General features: G+C 74.5%; 16 protein-coding genes and 1 riboswitch. Of the genes, 4 read left to right on the top strand and 12 right to left on the bottom strand.

The annotated features are described in order from the left end of the window. Positions 1-22: 22 nt before the first annotated feature. Positions 23-913 carry an ABC transporter permease gene (locus tag GKC29_RS08290; protein ID WP_155330261.1) on the bottom strand — a complete coding sequence of 297 codons (891 nt, stop codon included), beginning with the start codon at positions 911-913 and terminating at the stop codon, positions 23-25. A gap of 96 nt (positions 914-1009) precedes the next feature. Continuing rightward, positions 1010-2041, bottom strand: coding sequence for an ABC transporter substrate-binding protein (locus GKC29_RS08285; protein ID WP_155330260.1), 1032 nt, complete (start codon positions 2039-2041; stop codon positions 1010-1012). A gap of 266 nt (positions 2042-2307) precedes the next feature. Here GKC29_RS08285 and GKC29_RS08280 point away from each other — a divergent pair, with 266 nt between their 5' ends. The 4 genes from GKC29_RS08280 (at position 2308) to GKC29_RS08265 (ending at position 7059) form a co-directional block, all read left to right on the top strand. After that, positions 2308-3087: an ABC transporter ATP-binding protein gene (locus GKC29_RS08280; RefSeq protein WP_155330259.1), complete on the top strand. Its 780-nt coding sequence runs from the start codon at positions 2308-2310 to the stop codon at positions 3085-3087. A gap of 2 nt (positions 3088-3089) precedes the next feature. After that, entirely contained in the window at positions 3090-4040 is a 951-nt protein-coding gene (locus GKC29_RS08275) for an LLM class F420-dependent oxidoreductase (RefSeq protein ID WP_155334036.1), read from the top strand. Next, on the top strand, positions 4037-4339 hold the full coding sequence (locus GKC29_RS08270; protein ID WP_155330258.1) for a cupin: 303 nt from the start codon (positions 4037-4039) through the stop codon (positions 4337-4339). The genes GKC29_RS08275 and GKC29_RS08270 overlap by 4 nt, the downstream gene beginning before the upstream one ends. Positions 4340-4416: 77 nt before the next feature. Then, a complete protein-coding gene (locus GKC29_RS08265; RefSeq protein WP_155330257.1) occupies positions 4417-7059 on the top strand; it encodes a hypothetical protein in 2643 nt (880 codons plus the stop codon). A gap of 149 nt (positions 7060-7208) precedes the next feature. Here GKC29_RS08265 and thiC read toward each other — a convergent pair whose 3' ends face one another. The 10 genes from thiC to GKC29_RS08215 form a co-directional block, all read right to left on the bottom strand. Beyond that, the gene (gene thiC / locus GKC29_RS08260) at positions 7209-8801 is read right to left on the bottom strand and encodes a phosphomethylpyrimidine synthase ThiC (protein ID WP_155330256.1); all 1593 of its coding nucleotides are present in this window, start codon (positions 8799-8801) and stop codon (positions 7209-7211) included. A 17-nt stretch (positions 8802-8818) separates the two neighbouring features. Beyond that, positions 8819-9607, bottom strand: a complete 789-nt coding sequence (gene thiD / locus GKC29_RS08255) for a bifunctional hydroxymethylpyrimidine kinase/phosphomethylpyrimidine kinase (RefSeq protein WP_155330255.1) — start codon at positions 9605-9607, stop codon at positions 8819-8821. Beyond that, positions 9604-10212, bottom strand: a complete 609-nt coding sequence (locus GKC29_RS08250) for a thiamine phosphate synthase (protein WP_230688959.1) — start codon at positions 10210-10212, stop codon at positions 9604-9606. Before GKC29_RS08250 ends, thiD begins: the two co-directional genes overlap by 4 nt. Positions 10213-10283: 71 nt before the next feature. Beyond that, positions 10284-11060 (bottom strand): thiazole synthase, encoded by a 777-nt coding sequence (locus GKC29_RS08245; RefSeq protein ID WP_155330254.1) that lies wholly within the window; start codon positions 11058-11060, stop codon positions 10284-10286. Further along, complete coding sequence (thiS, locus tag GKC29_RS08240; protein ID WP_155330253.1) at positions 11057-11257, bottom strand: sulfur carrier protein ThiS; 201 nt, start codon at positions 11255-11257, stop codon at positions 11057-11059. Before thiS ends, GKC29_RS08245 begins: the two co-directional genes overlap by 4 nt. After that, positions 11248-12441: a glycine oxidase ThiO gene (gene thiO / locus GKC29_RS08235; RefSeq protein WP_155330252.1), complete on the bottom strand. Its 1194-nt coding sequence runs from the start codon at positions 12439-12441 to the stop codon at positions 11248-11250. The genes thiS and thiO overlap by 10 nt, the downstream gene beginning before the upstream one ends. Then, entirely contained in the window at positions 12435-13061 is a 627-nt protein-coding gene (gene thiE / locus GKC29_RS08230; RefSeq protein ID WP_155330251.1) for a thiamine phosphate synthase, read from the bottom strand. Before thiE ends, thiO begins: the two co-directional genes overlap by 7 nt. Beyond that, positions 13056-13164: riboswitch (TPP riboswitch) on the bottom strand. It overlaps the preceding gene by 6 nt. A gap of 265 nt (positions 13165-13429) precedes the next feature. Next, the gene (locus tag GKC29_RS08225; protein ID WP_196255837.1) at positions 13430-14398 is read right to left on the bottom strand and encodes an aldo/keto reductase; all 969 of its coding nucleotides are present in this window, start codon (positions 14396-14398) and stop codon (positions 13430-13432) included. Positions 14399-14414: 16 nt separating this feature from the next. Then, on the bottom strand, positions 14415-16094 hold the full coding sequence (locus tag GKC29_RS08220; protein ID WP_155330250.1) for an ABC-F family ATP-binding cassette domain-containing protein: 1680 nt from the start codon (positions 16092-16094) through the stop codon (positions 14415-14417). A gap of 39 nt (positions 16095-16133) precedes the next feature. Further along, positions 16134-16739 carry a class I SAM-dependent methyltransferase gene (locus tag GKC29_RS08215; protein ID WP_155330249.1) on the bottom strand — a complete coding sequence of 202 codons (606 nt, stop codon included), beginning with the start codon at positions 16737-16739 and terminating at the stop codon, positions 16134-16136. Positions 16740-16842: the final 103 nt, after the last annotated feature.

The following is a 16842-nucleotide window of genomic DNA, read 5'->3' as shown; positions in this document are numbered from 1 at the left end:
GAGTCGATGCCCACCGGCCCGCTCAGCGGGCCGTGGTGGCGCGTACCCAGGGCAGGGCGAGGCGCTCGACGAGGGAGAGCGCCGAGTAGAGCGCGATGCTCATCGCGGCGATCAGCACGATCGCGGCCCACGCGGTCGCGGTGTCCCCCACGCCGTTGTACTGCAGGATCTGGTACCCCAGACCCGGCTTGTCGGAGTAGAACTCGCCGATCACCGCACCGATCGCGGCGAGCGGCATCGCCACCTTCAACCCGACGAATACCTGCGGCAGGGCGGCCGGGAAGCGCACCTTGCGGAACGACTGCCACCACGAGGCGTTCAACGACCGGGCCAGCTCGGCCAGGTCCGCCGGGGTGGTGGTGAGACCGGTCGCGGTGGAGAGCACGATCGGGAAGAAGCAGAGCAGGAACACCATGGTGAGGATCGGCTTCTCACCCCAGCCGACCGACACCACCAGCAGCGGGCCGAGCGCGATCTTCGGCACCGCGTTGACCGCCACGAGCAGCGGGGCGAACATCCGCTCGGCGCGCCGGGAGGCGGCCAGGGTCATCCCGATCAGCACCCCCGCCACGGTCGAGATCAGGAAGCCGAGCACCGTCATCATGGTGGTGATGCCGAGGGCCGGCAGCAGCACCTCACTGGACCGGGTCAGGGAGTCCCAGACGGTCTGCGGCGGTGGCAGCGACGCGGGGTGCACGAGGCCGAGCCCCGAGGTGACCAGCCACCAGAAACCCAGCGCGATCACCAGCCCCAGCAGCGGCAGACCGGCGTTCGCCGGCTGCGTACGGTGCCACCGGCCGGCGACCGCCGGTGTGGCGGGGACCGTCGGTGTGGCGGGGACCGTCGTCGGGGGCGCGTCGGCGGCCTCCTCCGGCGGTCGCCGCTCGGGCCGGGTACCGGTCGCCTCGGTCACGGGAACCTCCTGTTCTGCCGGCTGGCCGCCGGCACGCGGCGGGGGGTGCGGCCCCGGACGCCGTCCCGTGGGCCGCACCCCCCGACCGGTCGGCGGTCAGGCCTTCGGCGCGAGGCTGAAGTCGATGATCTGGTCGGGCGTGAGGTTCTGCTTGAGCGCACCGGCGCCCTGGAGGATCGCGATGCTCTTGGCGACCCGGCCGCTGTCCAGCGTGCCGAGCTGGGTGCCGGTGTTGCTGGACCGGACGTAACCGGCCATCAGCTCCAGCTCGGCCTTGGCGGCCGCCGGCACGGCGGCCGGCACGTTCTTCTTCAGGATGTCGGCCGCCTCCTGCGGGTTGGCCAGGGCGTACTCCAGGCCCTTCAGCAGGGCGCCGGCGAACCGCTTGACCATCTCCGGGTCCTCCTTGGCGATCTTGGAGGAGGTGATCAGCACGTTGCCGTAGAGGTCCTGCATCACGTTGCTGTACGGCAGCAGGACCGCCTTCTTCTTGGTGACGGTCTCGATCGTGGGCTGGCCGACGACGAACTGCCCGATGCCGTCCACCGCGCCGGAGGCCAGGGTGCCCATGAGCGTCTGGGCCTCACCGTTGACCCAGGTCACCTTGCTCGCGTCGACGCCGGCCATCTTCGCGTACGTCGGGAAGAGGTTGCGGACCACGGAGCCGGGGGTGTCGGCGAGCTTCTTGCCCTCCAGGTCCTTCGGCGAGGCGATGTTCTTGCCCTCGACGGTGGCGATGGCGGCCATGGTTCGCTGCTGGATCGCGGCCACCGCGACGAAGTCCTTGGCCTGGCCGTTGCCGAGCTGGAGCAGGCCGCCGGTCAGGTCGATCGGACCGAACTGCGCCTGGCCGCCGACGATCGTCTGGATGACGCTGCCGGTGCCCTGGCCGGGCTTGATCTCGACGTCGAAGCCGGCGTCGCGGAAGAAGCCCTTGTCCTTCGCCACCCAGGCGTAGGAGTCCCGGCCGAAGTTGCCGAACGACGTGAGGTACGTCACCTTCTCCACGGAACCGCCGTCGCCGCCCTTGGCGTCCTCGGTGGAGTCCGAGCCGCTGCTGCAGGCCGCGACGAACGCGAGGGCGGCAGCCATCGAGGCCGCGGCGACCGTACGGGTCAGCCTTCTCATCAGTGCACCTTGTCCTTTCCGACCGGGGCCGGCGGGCCTCCGGAGGGGTTGTCTGGCGGTGCCGGCGGGAGGGGGGTGGCCGACACCACCGTCGTGAGGGGACTCTTCGCGGGCACAGCGTACGAGAATTCCACCTTTGCGACGCCAGGCGTATCGGGTTGCGAAACGGAAACGGCCTGACGTCCAACCCGGACGGTGCGATTGAGGCACGAGACGGATACTCTGTCCCGCGGATTGCTGACCGCCGACTCAGGGAGGCCCGCGGGATGATCCGTCTGTCCGGCGTATCCCGCACCTTCGACGGCCGTTCCGGCCGGGTGGAGGCCCTGCGCGGCATCGACCTCGAAGTCACCGAGGGCGAGTTCGTCGCCGTCGTCGGCCGTTCCGGCTGCGGCAAGTCCACCCTGCTGCGGCTGGTCGCCGGCCTGCTGCCGGTCACCGCCGGGGAGGTCACGGTCGGCGGCACCCCGATCAGCCGCCCCCGCCGGGACGTCGCCATGCTGTTCCAGCGGCCGGCGCTGCTGCCGTGGCGCACCGTGCTCGACAACGTCCTGCTCCCGGTCGAGATCTTCGGCTGGAAACGGGCGAAGCACCGCGACCGGGCCCGGCAACTGCTGGAGCTGGCCGGCCTGGCCGGCTTCGAGAAGCGGCTGCCGCACGAGCTCTCCGGCGGGATGCAGCAACGGGTGGCGTTGTGCCGCTCCCTCATCGGTGAGCCGCGGGTCATGCTCATGGACGAGCCGTTCTCCGCACTGGACGCGCTCACCCGGGAGGAGCTCTCCGGTGAGCTGCAGCGGGTGCACATGGAGACGTCCGCGACGGTCGTCTTCGTCACCCACTCGATCGACGAGGCCGTCCTGCTCGCCGACCGGGTGGTGGTGCTCAGCCCCCGCCCCGGCCGCATCCGCAGCGTCGTCGACGTGGCCGTCCCCCGGCCGCGCACCCTCGGCCGCAACGCGCACCTGGCCGACGTCGCCCAGGTCAGCGCCGACCTGCACGAGCTGCTGATGGAGAAGGACATGCCGGCCCCGGCGGAGGACCGATGACGATGCGGGTGTCCCTGTTCACCGAGCCGCACCGGGGAGCGAGCTACGACGACCAGCTCCGGTTCGCGCGCCGGGCCGAGGACTGCGGGTACGAGGGCTTCCTCCGCGCCGACCACTACCGGGCGATGGGTGACGAACCCGCGCTCCCCGGCCCCACCGACGCCTGGCTGACGCTGGCCGCCCTGGCCCGGGAGACCAGCCGGATCCGGCTCGGCACGCTGGTCACCTCGGCGACGTTCCGGCTGCCCGGGCCGCTGGCCGTGATGGTGGCCCAGGTGGACCAGATGAGCGGCGGCCGGGTCGAGCTGGGCATCGGCGCCGGGTGGTACGAACGCGAGCACACCGCGTACGGCATCCCGTTCCCCGGCGTCGCCGAGCGCTTCGACCGGCTCGCCGAACAGCTGGAGATCGTCACCGGGCTGTGGCGCACCCCGGCGGACGAGACGTTCAGCTACACCGGCGCCCACTACCGTCTGGTCGACGCTCCGGCGCTGCCGAAGCCGGTGCAGGTGGCCGGCCCACCGGTGATCGTGGGCGGGCGCGGCCCGAAGCGCACCCCCGAGCTGGCCGCCCGGTACGCCGACGAGTTCAACATGCCGTTCACCTCGGTGTCCCAGACGGCCGCCGCGTACGAGCGGGTCCGCGAGGCGTGCGAGCAGACCGGACGCGCCGAGTCCGGCCGGCCGCCGCTGGCGTTCTCCGCCGGGATCGTGGTGGCGATCGGACGCACCGACGCCGAGGCCCGGCACCGGGCCGCGCCCCTGCACGTGCCGAGCGCCCTTCCGCCGGAGGACCCGGTGGTCGGCTCGCCCGCGCAGCTCGTCGACCGCATCGGCGAGTTCGCCGCGATCGGCGCCGGCCGCGTGCACCTGCGCCTGATCGACCTCGCCGACCTCGACCACCTGGAACTCATCGCCGCCGAGGTGCTTCCCCAACTGGACGGACTCCGATGACCGACACCGACCTCGACCTCGGCCCGGTGGGCCAGGAGATCGTGTACGAGAACGACCGGGTCCGGGTCTGGCACATCAAGCTGGAGCCGGGCGAACGGCAGCCGCTGCACCGGCACGACCACCCGTACCTGGTGGTGGCCATCCAGGGCGCGAAGAACGTGGTGCAGACCGTCGACGGCACCCGCATCGACGCCGACGAGCCGACCGGCGGCGTCGTCTACCGGGACCCCGGGGCGGTGCACATGCTCACCAACGTCGGCGGCACGACGTACCTGGCCCGGCTGGTCGAACTCAAGTAGACCTGCCGCCGGCAGGGCTGCCGGGCCGCACGGCGTGCCGGTGGCGATCGGGCGCACCGGACCGTAACGTGCCGGACATGGCCAATCGGACCTTGGGCAGACTGCTGCTCACGGCGCTCGGCGTGAGCCTGCTGGCCGGAGCCGGCCAGCTCGGCGTCGCGTTCGGCTTCGGCGTCGTACGGCTCACCGGCGTCTTCACCGGCGGCACCGTCAACCAGTGGCCGGCCCAGCTCGCCTGGGTCGGCTGGTTCGCGGCGAACGCCGCCGTCATCGGTGCGGTACTCACCGAACGCCTGGCCCGCCGGGACGGGCCGCTGACCGGCACCGCGCGGCAACTCGCCGTCGCGGGCGCCGCCGCGCTGGGCGCCACGGTCGTCGCACCGCTCTGCATGCAGCCGGCCCGGGCCGCCGAACTGATCTCCATGGACCCGGTCTGGGCAGTCGCCATCTGCGCGATCCTCGGCGCGGGGGCCGGCGCGGGCGCCGCGCTCGCCGTCCTGGTCCGGCCACCGCTGGGCTGGAACATGGCACTGGTCGCCGGCGTCGTCTGGCTGCTGGCCCTGGTCTCGGTCACCCCGTCGCTCACCGCCACCGGCCCGTTGACCACCGTCCGCCTCGGGGTGCTGGAGCCGGCGTGGCTCGGCACCGCGGCGGCGCAGCGCCTGGCGCTGCTGGTCCTGCCTTTGGTGGCGCTCCTGGCGGGGGCGACCACCGGCGCCCTCGCCCGCTGGCGCGGACATCCCGCGCTGATCGGCGGTCTGACCGGGGTGGCCGGGCCGGCCCTGCTGGCGTTCGCCTACCTCACCGCCGGCCCCGGTGGTGGCGTCGACCGTTACCAGACCACGCCGTACTACGGCGCCCTGCTCGCCGTGGCCGCGGGCGCGCTCGGCTCGGCCGCCGCCGCCCTGCTGCGCTGGCCGCTCGTGGAGCGCCCGGCGGCGGTGAGCGCGGACACGCCGGCCGCCCGCGCGATCGAGCCCACCGACATCCTGCGGCCGCTGCCGGCCGGTCCGCCCCTGCCCGGAACCGCGGCGACCGCACCGTCCGCCGGTACGGCGGGCGACGCCGGTCACCAGATCGACGACGCCCGTACGCCGGCCGGCGGCGGAGATGCTCCGGGCACCGGGCGGGGTGGACGGGCACCGGAGACGCCGGGCGGTCCCACCCCGGCCCACTGGGACTGGCCCACCCCGGGTCGAACCTCCTCCGCCGCCGCAGCAACCGCCCCGTCGACGCCGGCAGCCGCCCCGCCGGCGCCGACAACCGCCCCGTCGACGCCGACAACCGCCCCGCCGGCGCCGGCGGCCGTCGTGTCCGGGCCCTCAGCCCGGCCCCCGGCACCCCCAGCGCCGGCAGGCCCGCCGACGGAGCGTGCCCGGCCAGCCGGGCCGGCGGGCAGCGCAGCGAAGCCCGCGACGGGCGCTGCTGACACGGCCGCACCGGCGGGCGCGGCAACCGAGCCGGCAACCGGTGCGGCTGACGCGGCCGGGCCGGCCACACCGGCGGCGGCCACACCGGCCGGGCCGACAGCGGATGCGGCCGGCGCCGCAGGGCCGGCCACGCCTCAGGACGAAGCAGCCCGCCCGGCGAGGTCGGCGGACGGAGCAGGCCGGCCCGCCAGGGCAACGGACGACACGGCCGGGCCGGTCGTGCCGGCGGGGAATCCGCCGCGAACCGGAGGCCGGGCGAAGGCCGCGGACCGGGCGGCGCCGGCGGCGGTGCCGGACGCGGCTCCGGCAAAGGGCGAGACGGCACCCCGGCCACGCCGTGGTCGCCGGACGAAGGCCACGCCGGCAAAGGCGGCCGCTGCCGCATCCCCGACCGCCGACGAGCCGGCAGTCGCCGACCAACCCCCCACCCGACCCGCAAACACCCCGCAGTCGGCCACCGACCGCAGCGGCCCGGCACCGGCCGCTGCGCGTGGCCCCGTACCGTCCGGGCCCCCTCCCACGCCACCGACCCCCGCCGTTCCGGCCCGTCCGGCGCCCACCCAGGTGGGGCCGGACCCGTCGTCCCGCCCCGATCCCACGCCGGTCACGCCGCCCCGCCCGACCCCCACCCCGGTCGGGCCGGAGCCGTTCGCCGCGTTACCGGCGCCGGCGCAACCGGCGCCGCGCCCGGTCACCCCGGATCCGTTCACCCCGCCAGCGCCCGGGTCCGCCCGTGCTGGCGACGGCCGGACGGCCGAGACGGCTCCCCGGCCCCGGCACCGGGCTCCCCTGCCGGACCTGACCAGCTCCGACACCTGGGACGCCTTCCCCACGGCCCGGCGCCCCGACCCGACGGAGACCCGTCCGGTGGCGAGCCAGCCGGCAGCGACCGGTGGTGACGCGTCGCCGGCAGCCGCCGCCGGTCCGGTGAGCCCGGCGACCGGAGGGGACTCCACAGCGTCCGTGGCCGACCGGCTGGCCGCCGCGTTCGCGGGCGGCGACAACCGCCCGGCGGGCGCCTCGTCACCGGCGACCGGGCAGGTCGCCGGCGCCCCCGCGGCCGATCCCGCCGAGGGGCGACCGGAGCCGAAGCGGCGCGGCCTGTTCCGGCGCAACCGGTCGCGGGCCGACCAGGCCGACGCCTCGTCGGACGCGGAGCCGCTGGCGGCGCAGGACGAGGAGTTCGTGGACTGGGTCGCCGGGCTGGGCAAGCCGCTGCCGGACAACGAGCCGGAGCAGGAGAGCGGCCGCCGCTCCCTACGCTCGACCGGCCGCCACCACCGCGACTGACACACCCGCCTGCCCTCCTTTGCTCTGCTTCAACCCACGCAACAGATTCCGCGTGATGTCGTTGCGCCCGTTGAAGCAGAGCAAAGGGGCGGGATGCACTGCCCGCCCGCCGTCCGGCCGACGGGCAGGCAGGCGGGCGGGCAGTGCGGTCAGGCCAGGGGCAGGTAGACGCGGCTACCGGAGGCCACGAACTCGTCGGACTTGTCCTTCATGCCGCGGGCCGCGTACTCCTTGAGCTCCTGCGTGATCTTCATGGAGCAGAACTTCGGCCCGCACATCGAGCAGAAGTGGGCCGTCTTCGCCGGCTCGGCCGGGAGCGTGGCGTCGTGGTACGCGCGCGCGGTCTCCGGGTCCAGCGAGAGGTTGAACTGGTCCTCCCACCGGAACTCGAAGCGCGCCTTGGACAGCGCGTCGTCCCACGCCTGCGCGCCGGGGTGCCCCTTGGCCAGGTCCGCCGCGTGCGCCGCGATCTTGTACGCGATCACGCCGGCCTTCACGTCGTCCCGGTCCGGCAGGCCGAGGTGCTCCTTCGGGGTGACGTAGCAGAGCATCGCCGTGCCGAACATGCCGATCATCGCCGCACCGATGGCCGAGGTGATGTGGTCGTACGCGGGTGCGATGTCCGTGATCAACGGCCCGAGGGTGTAGAACGGCGCTTCGTGGCACCACTCCTGCTGGAGGTCCACGTTCTCCTTGATCTTGTGCATCGGCACGTGGCCCGGGCCCTCGATCATCACCTGGACGTCGTGCTCCCACGCGACCTTCGTCAGCTCGCCGAGCGTGCGCAGCTCGGCGAACTGCGCCTCGTCGTTGGCGTCCGCGATCGAGCCGGGCCGCAGGCCGTCGCCGAGCGAGAACGTCACGTCGTAGCGGGCCAGGATCTCGCACAGCTCCCGGAAGTTGGTGTAGAGGAAGTTCTCCTGGTGGTGCGCCAGGCACCAGGCCGCCATGATCGAGCCGCCCCGGGACACGATGCCGGTCACCCGGCCGACCGCGAGGGGCACGTACGGCAGCAGCACACCCGCGTGCACCGTCATGTAGTCGACGCCCTGCTCGGCCTGCTCGACGATCGTCTCCCGGAACACCTCCCAGCTCAGCTTCACCGGGTCACCGCCGACCTTCTCCAGCGCCTGGTAGATCGGGACCGTGCCGATCGGCACCGGCGAGTTCCGCACGATCGCCTCGCGCGTCTCGTGGATCCGCTTGCCGGTCGACAGGTCCATCACGGTGTCCGCGCCCCAGCGCGTCGCCCAGGTCAGCTTCTCCACCTCCTCGGCGATGGACGAGGTCACCGCGGACGTGCCGATGTTGGCGTTGACCTTGACCAGGAAGGCCTTGCCGATGATCGCCGGCTCGCACTCCGGGTGGTTGACGTTCAACGGCAGGACCGCCCGGCCGGCCGCGATCTCGTCGCGCACGAACTCCGGGGCCACGCCCTCCCGGATCGCCACGAACTCCATCTCCGGCGTGACGATGCCCGCCCGGGCGTACGCGAGCTGCGTCGGCCGCTTGCCGTCCACCCCGGCGAGCGGGGTGCCCGCACCCCGGGCGGGCGCCACATCCCCGCGCGACGCGATCCACGGCCCGCGCAGCGGCGGTAGCCCGACCTCGGGGCCCGAACCCGGCCCGGACGTGTCGTAGAGCCGTACCGGCGGGTTGTCACCGGTGAGGTCGACCTCGGCGAACGGCACCCGGATGTCCGGCCGCGAACCCTCGACGTAGACCTTGCGACGTGCCTGCATGACAGCCTCCCTGTCGCTCAAGCGGACCAGCCGAAGTGGTCCAGCGGGCCGTGTCCCGCACCCAGCTCCCAGTCCCGGGCACCGGTCAGCGCCCGGGTGACGTACTCCTTGGCGGTGGCGACGGCCGCCGGCACCGGATCGCCCAGGGCGAGCCGGACGGCGACCGCCGCCGAGAACGAACATCCGGTCCCGTGGTTGTGCCGGGTCCGCACCCGGGGCGCGCGGAGCAGGGTGGTGACGCCGCCGCCGTGCAGCACGTCGACGGCCTCGCCGTCCGCGTCCACGTCGCCGCCGGTGACCACGACGTGCTCCGGGCCGCCGGCCGCGAGGGCCTCCGCGGCGGCCACCATCTCCTCGACCGTGGACACCGGACGTCCGGTGATGGCCGCGGCCTCCGCGCAGTTCGGCGTCGCCACCTTCGCGTACGGCAGCAGCCGCTCCACCGCCGCGACCACACCCAGCGCGTGGCCACTCGTCGCGACCAGCACCGGGTCGACGACGAGGTGCGGCAGCCGCCCGTCCTTCGCCGCGTCGGCGACCACGTCGGCGATCGCCGGGGCGCCCAGCATGCCGGTCTTGACCGCCCGGACGGTGAAGTCGGCGAGCACACTGCCCAACTGGTCGGCGACCGTGCGCGGCGGCAGCGGCAGGACGGCGTCGACACCCCGGGTGTTCTGCGCGGTGACGGCCGTGAGGACGCTGGTGCCGTACGCCCCGAGCGCGGCGAAGACCTTCAGGTCGGCCTGGATGCCGGCGCCGCCGCCGGAGTCGGAGCCGGCGATGGTGAGGACTGTCGTTGGCGTCACGGCTCTCCCCCTGCTTGTCGAGCGGCTTGGTCGAAGGCGTTGGTGAGGGCGCCCGCTGCCTCTGCCGGGTCCGCTGAACGCATGACGGCACCCAGCACCGCCACGCCCGCCGCTCCCGCCTGGACGCAGGCGCGCACCTGCTCTGCCGTCTCGATGCCGCCGAGGGCCAGGACCGGCACGGGGCACGCTCCGGTCAGCGTGCGCAGGCCCTGGGGGTGGAGGGGTGGGCCGTAGCCGGGTTTGGTCCGCGTGGGGTAGACGGGTGAGAGGGTGGCGTAGTCCTCGGTGGTGAGTCGGGCGAGCTCGGTGCGGTCATGGCAGGAGCGGCCGACCAGACCGAGACGCGGCGGCGGGTACGGGCCGGCGGCGGGCAGGTGCACGGCGTCCCCGTCGAGCGGGTCCGGGCCGGCGACGACCAGGGTGCCGCCCACCGGCGCGAGGACGGCGCGCAGGTCGGCCGCGAGCGCGGCACGGTCGGGGCGGGGCAGGTCCTTCTCCCGCAGCACCACCCACCGCACTCCCCCGGCCACCGCGCCCGACACCACGTCGACGAGCGGCCGCCGCGCCACCCGCCGATCGGTGAGCAGCACGACGCCGGCCGGCACGCTGAAGACCCTGGAGGTCTGCGGCCCCGCCAGGGGCCGTTCCCTGCCGAGACCGGCCGCTGCCAGGGGCGTCACAGCTCCGGCCTGCCTTCGTCCGGGGTGGAGGCGAGGGCGTGGAAGCGACGGGGGATCCGGCCGGCCCGGTACGCCAACCGGCCCGCCTCGACCGCGTGCCGCATCGCCGTCGCCATCGCCACCGGGTCGGCTGCGCGTGTCACCGCGCTGGCCAGCAGCACCCCGTCGCAGCCCAGCTCCATGGCGAGGGCCGCGTCGGACGCGGTGCCGATGCCGGCGTCCAGGATCACCGGCACGTCCACGTTCTGCCGGATGAGCCGGATGTGGTGCGGGTTGGACACCCCGAGCCCGGACCCGATCGGCGACCCCGCCGGCATCACGGCCGCGCAGCCGACGTCGGCGAGCCGGCGGGCGAGGATCGGATCGTCCGAGGTGTACGGCAGCACGGTGAACCCGTCGGCGACCAGCTTCTCGGCGGCGCGCAGCAGCTCCACCCCGTCGGGCAGCAGCGTGCGCTCGTCGCCGATCACCTCGAGCTTCACCCAGTCGGTGCCGAACGCCTCCCGCGCCAGGTGGGCCACCTTCACCGCCTCGCCGGCGGTGTAGCAGCCGGCCGTGTTGGGCAGCAGCCGCACCCCGCAGCGGTCGAGGAGGTCCAGCAGACCACCCGAGCCGCCGGAGGTGTCCACCCGGCGCAGGGCGAGCGTGACCAGTTCGGTGCCGGAGGCCCGGATCGCCTGCTCCAGCAGGTGCAGGTTGGCCGCCCCGCCGGTGCCCAGGACCAGCCGCGAGGTGAACGTGACGTCGCCCAGCTCGAAACCCACGCCGGTCACCCGCCCTGCGCCGCGCTGAGCACCTCGACCCGGTCGCCGTCCCGCAGCGGCGTCGCCGACCAGCCGCCACGCGGCACCACCTCGCCGTTGACGGCGACGGCGAGGCCGCGCTCCTGCTCGGTGACGGCGCGGACCAGGTCCGCGACGGTCGAGCCGCCGGGCAGGGTACGTCCGGCCCCGTTCACGGTCAGTTCCACCGCTCCTCCTTCGTGGTCGTACCGCCGGACACGCGCCCACCGGCAGCGCCCGGCGCACCCGGTGTGCCGGGTCCGAAGCGGTCGGGCGTGAACGGGGCGAGCAGCGGGCCCGGCTCGCCGGTGACGATCAGGTCGGTGATCAGGTCGGCGGTGATCGGGGTGAGCACGATCCCGTGCCGGTGGTGCCCGGTGGCGGCGAGCACGTCCGGCCGGCCCGGCAGCGGGCCGAGGATCGGCGCGTTGTCCGGCGTGCCGGGGCGGAGGCCGGCGAGCGTCTCGACCAGGTCGTACTCGCTCAGCTCCGGCACCAGGTCGACGGCCGCGCGGAGCAGGCGCAACACCGCTCCGGCGGACACCGTCGTGTCGGTGCGCTCCTCGACGGTCGCCCCGACCACCACCTCGCCGTCGACCCGCGGGACGAGATAGACGTGCTCGCCGTCCGCGTACCCCCGGATCACGTGCCGGAAGCCCGGCGCGGCGCCGCCGGGCGCGCGGAGCCTGAGCACCTGGCCCTTCACCGGCCGGACCGGCAGCCCGGTCAGCGCGGCGGCGCCGCAGCCGGCCGCGACCACGGTGACGTCGGCGGCCACGTCGGACAGCGAGCGGACCGCCCCGGCCACCAGCGTCACGCCGGCCCGCTCGGCGGCGGTCCGCAGGGCCGGCACCAGGCGGCGTGGGTCGACCTGGTGGTCGGTGGCGGCGAGGGCGCCGCCGCGCACCCGGGGTGCCAGCGCCGGCTCGCGCTCCCGCAACGCGGAGGGCCGCAGCGCGGCCACCGGCAGGCCGAGAGCCTGCTGGTACGCCCACAGCCGCCGGGCCTCGGCCAGGTCGTCGGCGGTCAGCCCGACCAGGAGGGTGCCGTCGGCGCGGTAGCCGAGGTCGGCGCCGGAGGCGTCGGCCAGTTCGGCGGCGAACGCCGGCCAGCGGGCGGCCGAGGCGGTGAGCAACGCCGTCAGCTCGTGCTCCCCGAAGTACGCCTCGGCGACCGGCGCGAGCATCCCGGCGGCGACGTACGCGGCGCCCGACCCGGGAGCCGGATCGTGCACGACGACCCGCAGCCCGCGCGCGGCGCACCGCCAGGCGATCGCCAGCCCGACCGGCCCGGCCCCCACCACCGCAACCTCGGGTGCAAGGAAGGGCCCCTTGTTATCGCCTCCGGTAGAGGAAGGGCCCCCTCTTAACACGTCAGGGCCTTCAGCAGTTCGGCGGTGGCGCGGGCGGGGTCGGCGGCCCCGGAGAGCGCGCCGACCACCGCCACCCCGTACGCGCCGGCCGCCCGCAGGGCGGGCACGTCCTCCGCCGTCACTCCCCCGATGGCCACCACCGGCACGCTGACCGCCGCGGCGACCGCCCGGACTCCGGCCACGCCGATCGCGGTCGGGAGCCCGTCCTTGGTCGAGGTGGGCCGGTACGGCCCGACGCCCAGGTAGCTGGCCCCGGCGGCGACCGCCTCGCCGGCGGTGCCCGGGTCGCGGGCGGTCGCGCCGAGGACGGCCGCCGAACCCAGCACCGCACGGGCCGCGCCGACCGGCAGGTCGTCGGCGCCCACGTGCCCACCGTCGGCGCCCACCGCCAGCGCCACGTGGAGGCGGTCGTTCACCAGGCAGGTCGCCCGGTACCGCGCGCACAGCACGACCACGCGGCGGGCCAGGTCGTACGCCTCCCGGTCGGTCGCGTCGTCGGTCACCCGGACCTGGACGACCAGTTCGGCGCGGGCCACCGGCAGGGCGGCCCGGACGACGGCGAGCGGATCCCGCCCGGGACGGGTGTCGGTGATGAGATGCAGTCGCCCGAGGGACGGCACGGCAACACTCCTCCCTGCGCCGGCATTACCCGGATCAGGTTCGACGGTCGGGGGCTCACAGCCCCCCTCTCAGCCCGGTCCACCGGGCTCCCGTGGGTCACTTGCGCGTGTCACCGTACGACGGATCCCCCGGATCCGCCAAGTGCGGGTCGCCGTTTTCCCGCTCACCGTCCGACGACGACGGTCGGGGCGGCGCGTCACCGTCCGGTCACGACATGCTGTCCGGATACCCTCCGCGCCGCGCCCGCCGCGCCGCCGGTCGCCCCCGCCGCTTCCCGGCGGCACCACCATCGGGACCGGTCGAGGGCACCTCGCGCCGCGGCCCGGCACCCCGCCCCGTCCGGTGGGCGGGGCGCCGGGCCGCCTACCTAGCCGTCGAGGACGGCGCGGAGGGCCATCAGGTCCTCGTCGCCGGGCTGCCAGGTGCCCGCCCCGGCGTTGGCGCGCACCTGCTCGGGCGTGGTGGCGCCGGCGATCACCGAGGTCACCGCCGGCTGGGCGGCGAGCCCGCCGATGGCCACCTGGAGCATCGTGAGACCGCGTTCGGCGGCGTACGCCTCGATCGCCTCGATGGTGTCCCAGTCGGCGGCGGCGAAGCGCTGCGCGTACCGGCCGCCACCGGCGAGACGGCTGCCGGCCGGTGGCGCCTGGTCCCGCTTGTACTTGCCGGTGAGCAGCCCGTTGGCGAGCGGGAAGAACGGCAGCATGCCGAGCCCGAACCGCTCGCACGCCGGAATGACCTCCGCCTCGACCCCGCGCTCCACGAGCGAGTAGTGGTTCTGCGCGGAGATGAACCGGGTGCGCCCCTGCGAAGTGGCGGTCCAGTCGGCGTCGGCGATCTGCCAGCCGGCGAAGTTGGAGTTGCCCAGGTAGCGGACCTTGCCGGCGGTCACCAGGTCGTCCAGTGCGGCGAGCGTCTCGTCGATCGGGGTGCCCGGGTCGGGCTCGTGCATCTGGTACAGGTCGATGTGGTCGGTGCCGAGCCGGCGCAGCGACGCCTCCACGGCCCGCATGATGTAACGCCGGGACCCCCGCGCGCCGTGGTCCGGCCCGTTGGCGCCGTGCATGTCCATGCCGAACTTGGTGGCGAGGACGACGTCCTCACGACGTCCCTTGAGCGCCTGCCCGAGCAGTTCCTCGGAGCCGCCCTGCGGCTCGCCGTAGATGTCGGCGGTGTCGAAGAAGTTGATGCCCGCGTCGAGCGCGGCCTCGACCACCGCGCGCGTCCCGTCGAGGTCGAGCTTGCGGCCGAAGTTGTTGCAGCCGATCCCGACCACGGACACCACGAGCCCGGAGTCGCCCAGCCGGCGGTACGTCATCTCAGTCACGAGATCCACCCTATTCCGGCCCGGATCACGCGGCGTCCCAGACCGGCTCGGGAACCTCCGCCACCTCACCGTCGCCCCGGAACAGCACGAACCGGTCGAACGAGCGGGTGAACCAACGGTCGTGCGTCACGGCCACGACGGTGCCCTCGAAGGCGGCCAACCCCGCTTCGAGGGCCTCGGCCGACGCCAGGTCGAGGTTGTCGGTCGGCTCGTCGAGCAGGAGCAGGGTCGCCCCGGACAGCTCCAGCAGCAGCACCAGGAACCGGGCCTGCTGCCCGCCCGACAGGCTGCCGAACCGCTGGTCGCCCTGGCCGGGCAGCTCGTACCGGGACAGCGCCGCCATCGCCGCGTGCCGGTCCATACCCGCGCGGTGCTCGTCGCCGCGCCACAGGATGTCGACCAGCGTCCGGTCCATCAGTTCCGGCCGGTCGTGGGTCTGGGAGAAGTGCCCCGGCCGCACGCGGGCGCCGAGCCGGGCCACCCCGTCGTGCGTGACCGGCGCGAGGGCCGCCGCGCCGTCCACCGGTCCGTTCGCCGGGTCGGGGTCGGTGCCGCCGCGGGCGAGCAGCCGCAGGAAGTGCGACTTGCCGGTCCCGTTGGCGCCCAGCACGGCGACCCGGTCGCCGTACCAGATCTCCAGGTCGAAGGGGTAGGTCAGGCCGTCGAGCTCCAGCTGCTCGCAGATCACCGAGCGCTTCCCGGTCCGCCCGCCGGTGAGGCGCATCCGGATGTCCTGGTCCTTCGGTGGTACGGGCGGCGGTCCGGCCTCCTCGAACTTGCGCAACCGGGTCTGGGCGGCCTGGTAGCGGGAGGCCATCCCCGAGTTGTACGCGGCCTTCTGCTTGTACATGAGCATCAGCTCGCGCAGCTTCTGGTGCTCCTCGTCCCACCGCCGGCGCTGCTCGTCGAGACGGTCGTGCCGGGCGATCCGCGCCTCGTGCCAGCTCGCGAAGCCGCCGGGGTGCACCCAGGCGCTGCCGCCCTCGACGGCGACGACCCGGTCGGCGGTGTGGGCCAGCAGTTCCCGGTCGTGCGACACGTACAGCACGGACTTGCCGGATTCGCGGAGCCGCGCCTCCAGCCAGCGTTTGCCCGGCACGTCGAGGAAGTTGTCCGGCTCGTCGAGCAGCAGCACCTCGTCGGGGCCGCGCAGCAGCAGTTCCAGGGCGAAGCGCTTCTGCTGGCCGCCGGAGAGCGTCCGGACGGGACGGTCCCGCGCGGAGTCCCAGGGCAGGTCGAGCACGATCGTGGCGACGGTGTCGAAGAGCACCTCGGCGTCGTACCCGCCGGCCTCGCCCCAGGCGGCCAGCGCGTCCGCGTACGCGAGCTGCGCCTTGCCGGCGGCGGTGCTGTACTTGCCGCGCACCTCGGCCGTCCGCATGGCCGCCTCGGTCTCGGCGAGCCGGCGGCCGGCGTCGCGCAGGGCCGGCGGGGCGAGCGAGAGGGCCAGGTCCGCGAGCGTGGATTCATCGCCGATCATCCCGATGAACTGGCGCATCACGCCGAGCCCACCGGTACGCGCGATCGCGCCGCGCCGCACCGGGAGGTCACCGGCGACCATCCGCAGCAGCGTCGTCTTGCCCGCGCCGTTCGGCCCGACCAGCGCGACCTTGGCGCCCTCGCCGACCCGGAACGACACGTCGGCGAAGAGTTCCCGGCCGTCGGGCAGCGTGTGCCCGACGGCCGCCACGTCCACGTATCCCACGCCGGCATCCTGCCCGAGGGCCCGGCGGGGGCCAACCGATTACCTGGTGACCCGCAGCACCCGGTAGCCCTTCTGGCTGGCGTGCCGCTCGACCTGCCAGCTCTGCTCGGTGAGCCAGCGGTGCAGCGAGTCGCCGCCGAGGTGCCGGGCGACGACCAGCCAGGCGGCGCCGTCCGGGGCGAGCCTCGGCAGCCAGCGCAGCAGCAGCTGGTGCAGCTCGTCCTTGCCGATCCGGATCGGCGGGTTGGACCAGATCTCGGCGAAGGTCACGTCGGCCGGTACGCCCTCCGGCGGCGCGACGCGCACCCGGTCCGCCGCGCCGACCCGGGCGGCGTTGGCCGCTGTGAGCTCGCGCGCCCGCTCGTTGACGTCCACCGCCCAGACGGTGGCCGACGGTGCCGAGGTGGCGAGCACGCAGGTGATCGGTCCGAAGCCGCAGCCGAGGTCGAGCAGGTCGCCGGTGGTGCCGGGAGCCGGCAGCTCCGCCTTGCGCAGCAGCACCGCGGTCCCGGGGTCGAGGCGGGCGGCGGAGAAGACCCCGCCGGAGGAGGCCAGGGTGTAGTCGCGGCCGGCGACGGAGAACTCGACCTCGCGCGGCTGGGCGGGGGTCGCGGGTTCGGGGGTGAAGTAGTGGTCGCCGGTCACACGCGCGATTCTTCCACCGGCTGACGGGGGGCATGGCGACACCCCGCGTCATCACAATTTCCCATTTTTACCCCCTAAAGGGATAATGGCTCTTACTCTGGGC

The sequence above is a fragment of the Micromonospora sp. WMMC415 genome, from assembly GCF_009707425.1.
Taxonomy (GTDB): domain Bacteria; phylum Actinomycetota; class Actinomycetes; order Mycobacteriales; family Micromonosporaceae; genus Micromonospora.
The sequence above is the reverse complement of the archived record's forward strand: the minus strand, read 5'-3'. Positions and strand labels throughout refer to the sequence as shown.

Bases quoted from the DNA above. Each gene is read 5' to 3' on its own strand.
- GKC29_RS08285 (WP_155330260.1), bottom strand. From the start codon at position 2,041: ATGAGAAGGCTGACCCGTACGGTCGCCGCGGCCTCGATGGCTGCCGCC.
- GKC29_RS08280 (WP_155330259.1), top strand. From the start codon at position 2,308: ATGATCCGTCTGTCCGGCGTATCCCGCACCTTCGACGGCCGTTCCGGC.
- GKC29_RS08275 (WP_155334036.1), top strand. From the start codon at position 3,090: ATGCGGGTGTCCCTGTTCACCGAGCCGCACCGGGGAGCGAGCTACGAC.
- GKC29_RS08270 (WP_155330258.1), top strand. From the start codon at position 4,037: ATGACCGACACCGACCTCGACCTCGGCCCGGTGGGCCAGGAGATCGTG.
- GKC29_RS08265 (WP_155330257.1), top strand. From the start codon at position 4,417: ATGGCCAATCGGACCTTGGGCAGACTGCTGCTCACGGCGCTCGGCGTG.
- thiC (WP_155330256.1), bottom strand. From the start codon at position 8,801: ATGCAGGCACGTCGCAAGGTCTACGTCGAGGGTTCGCGGCCGGACATC.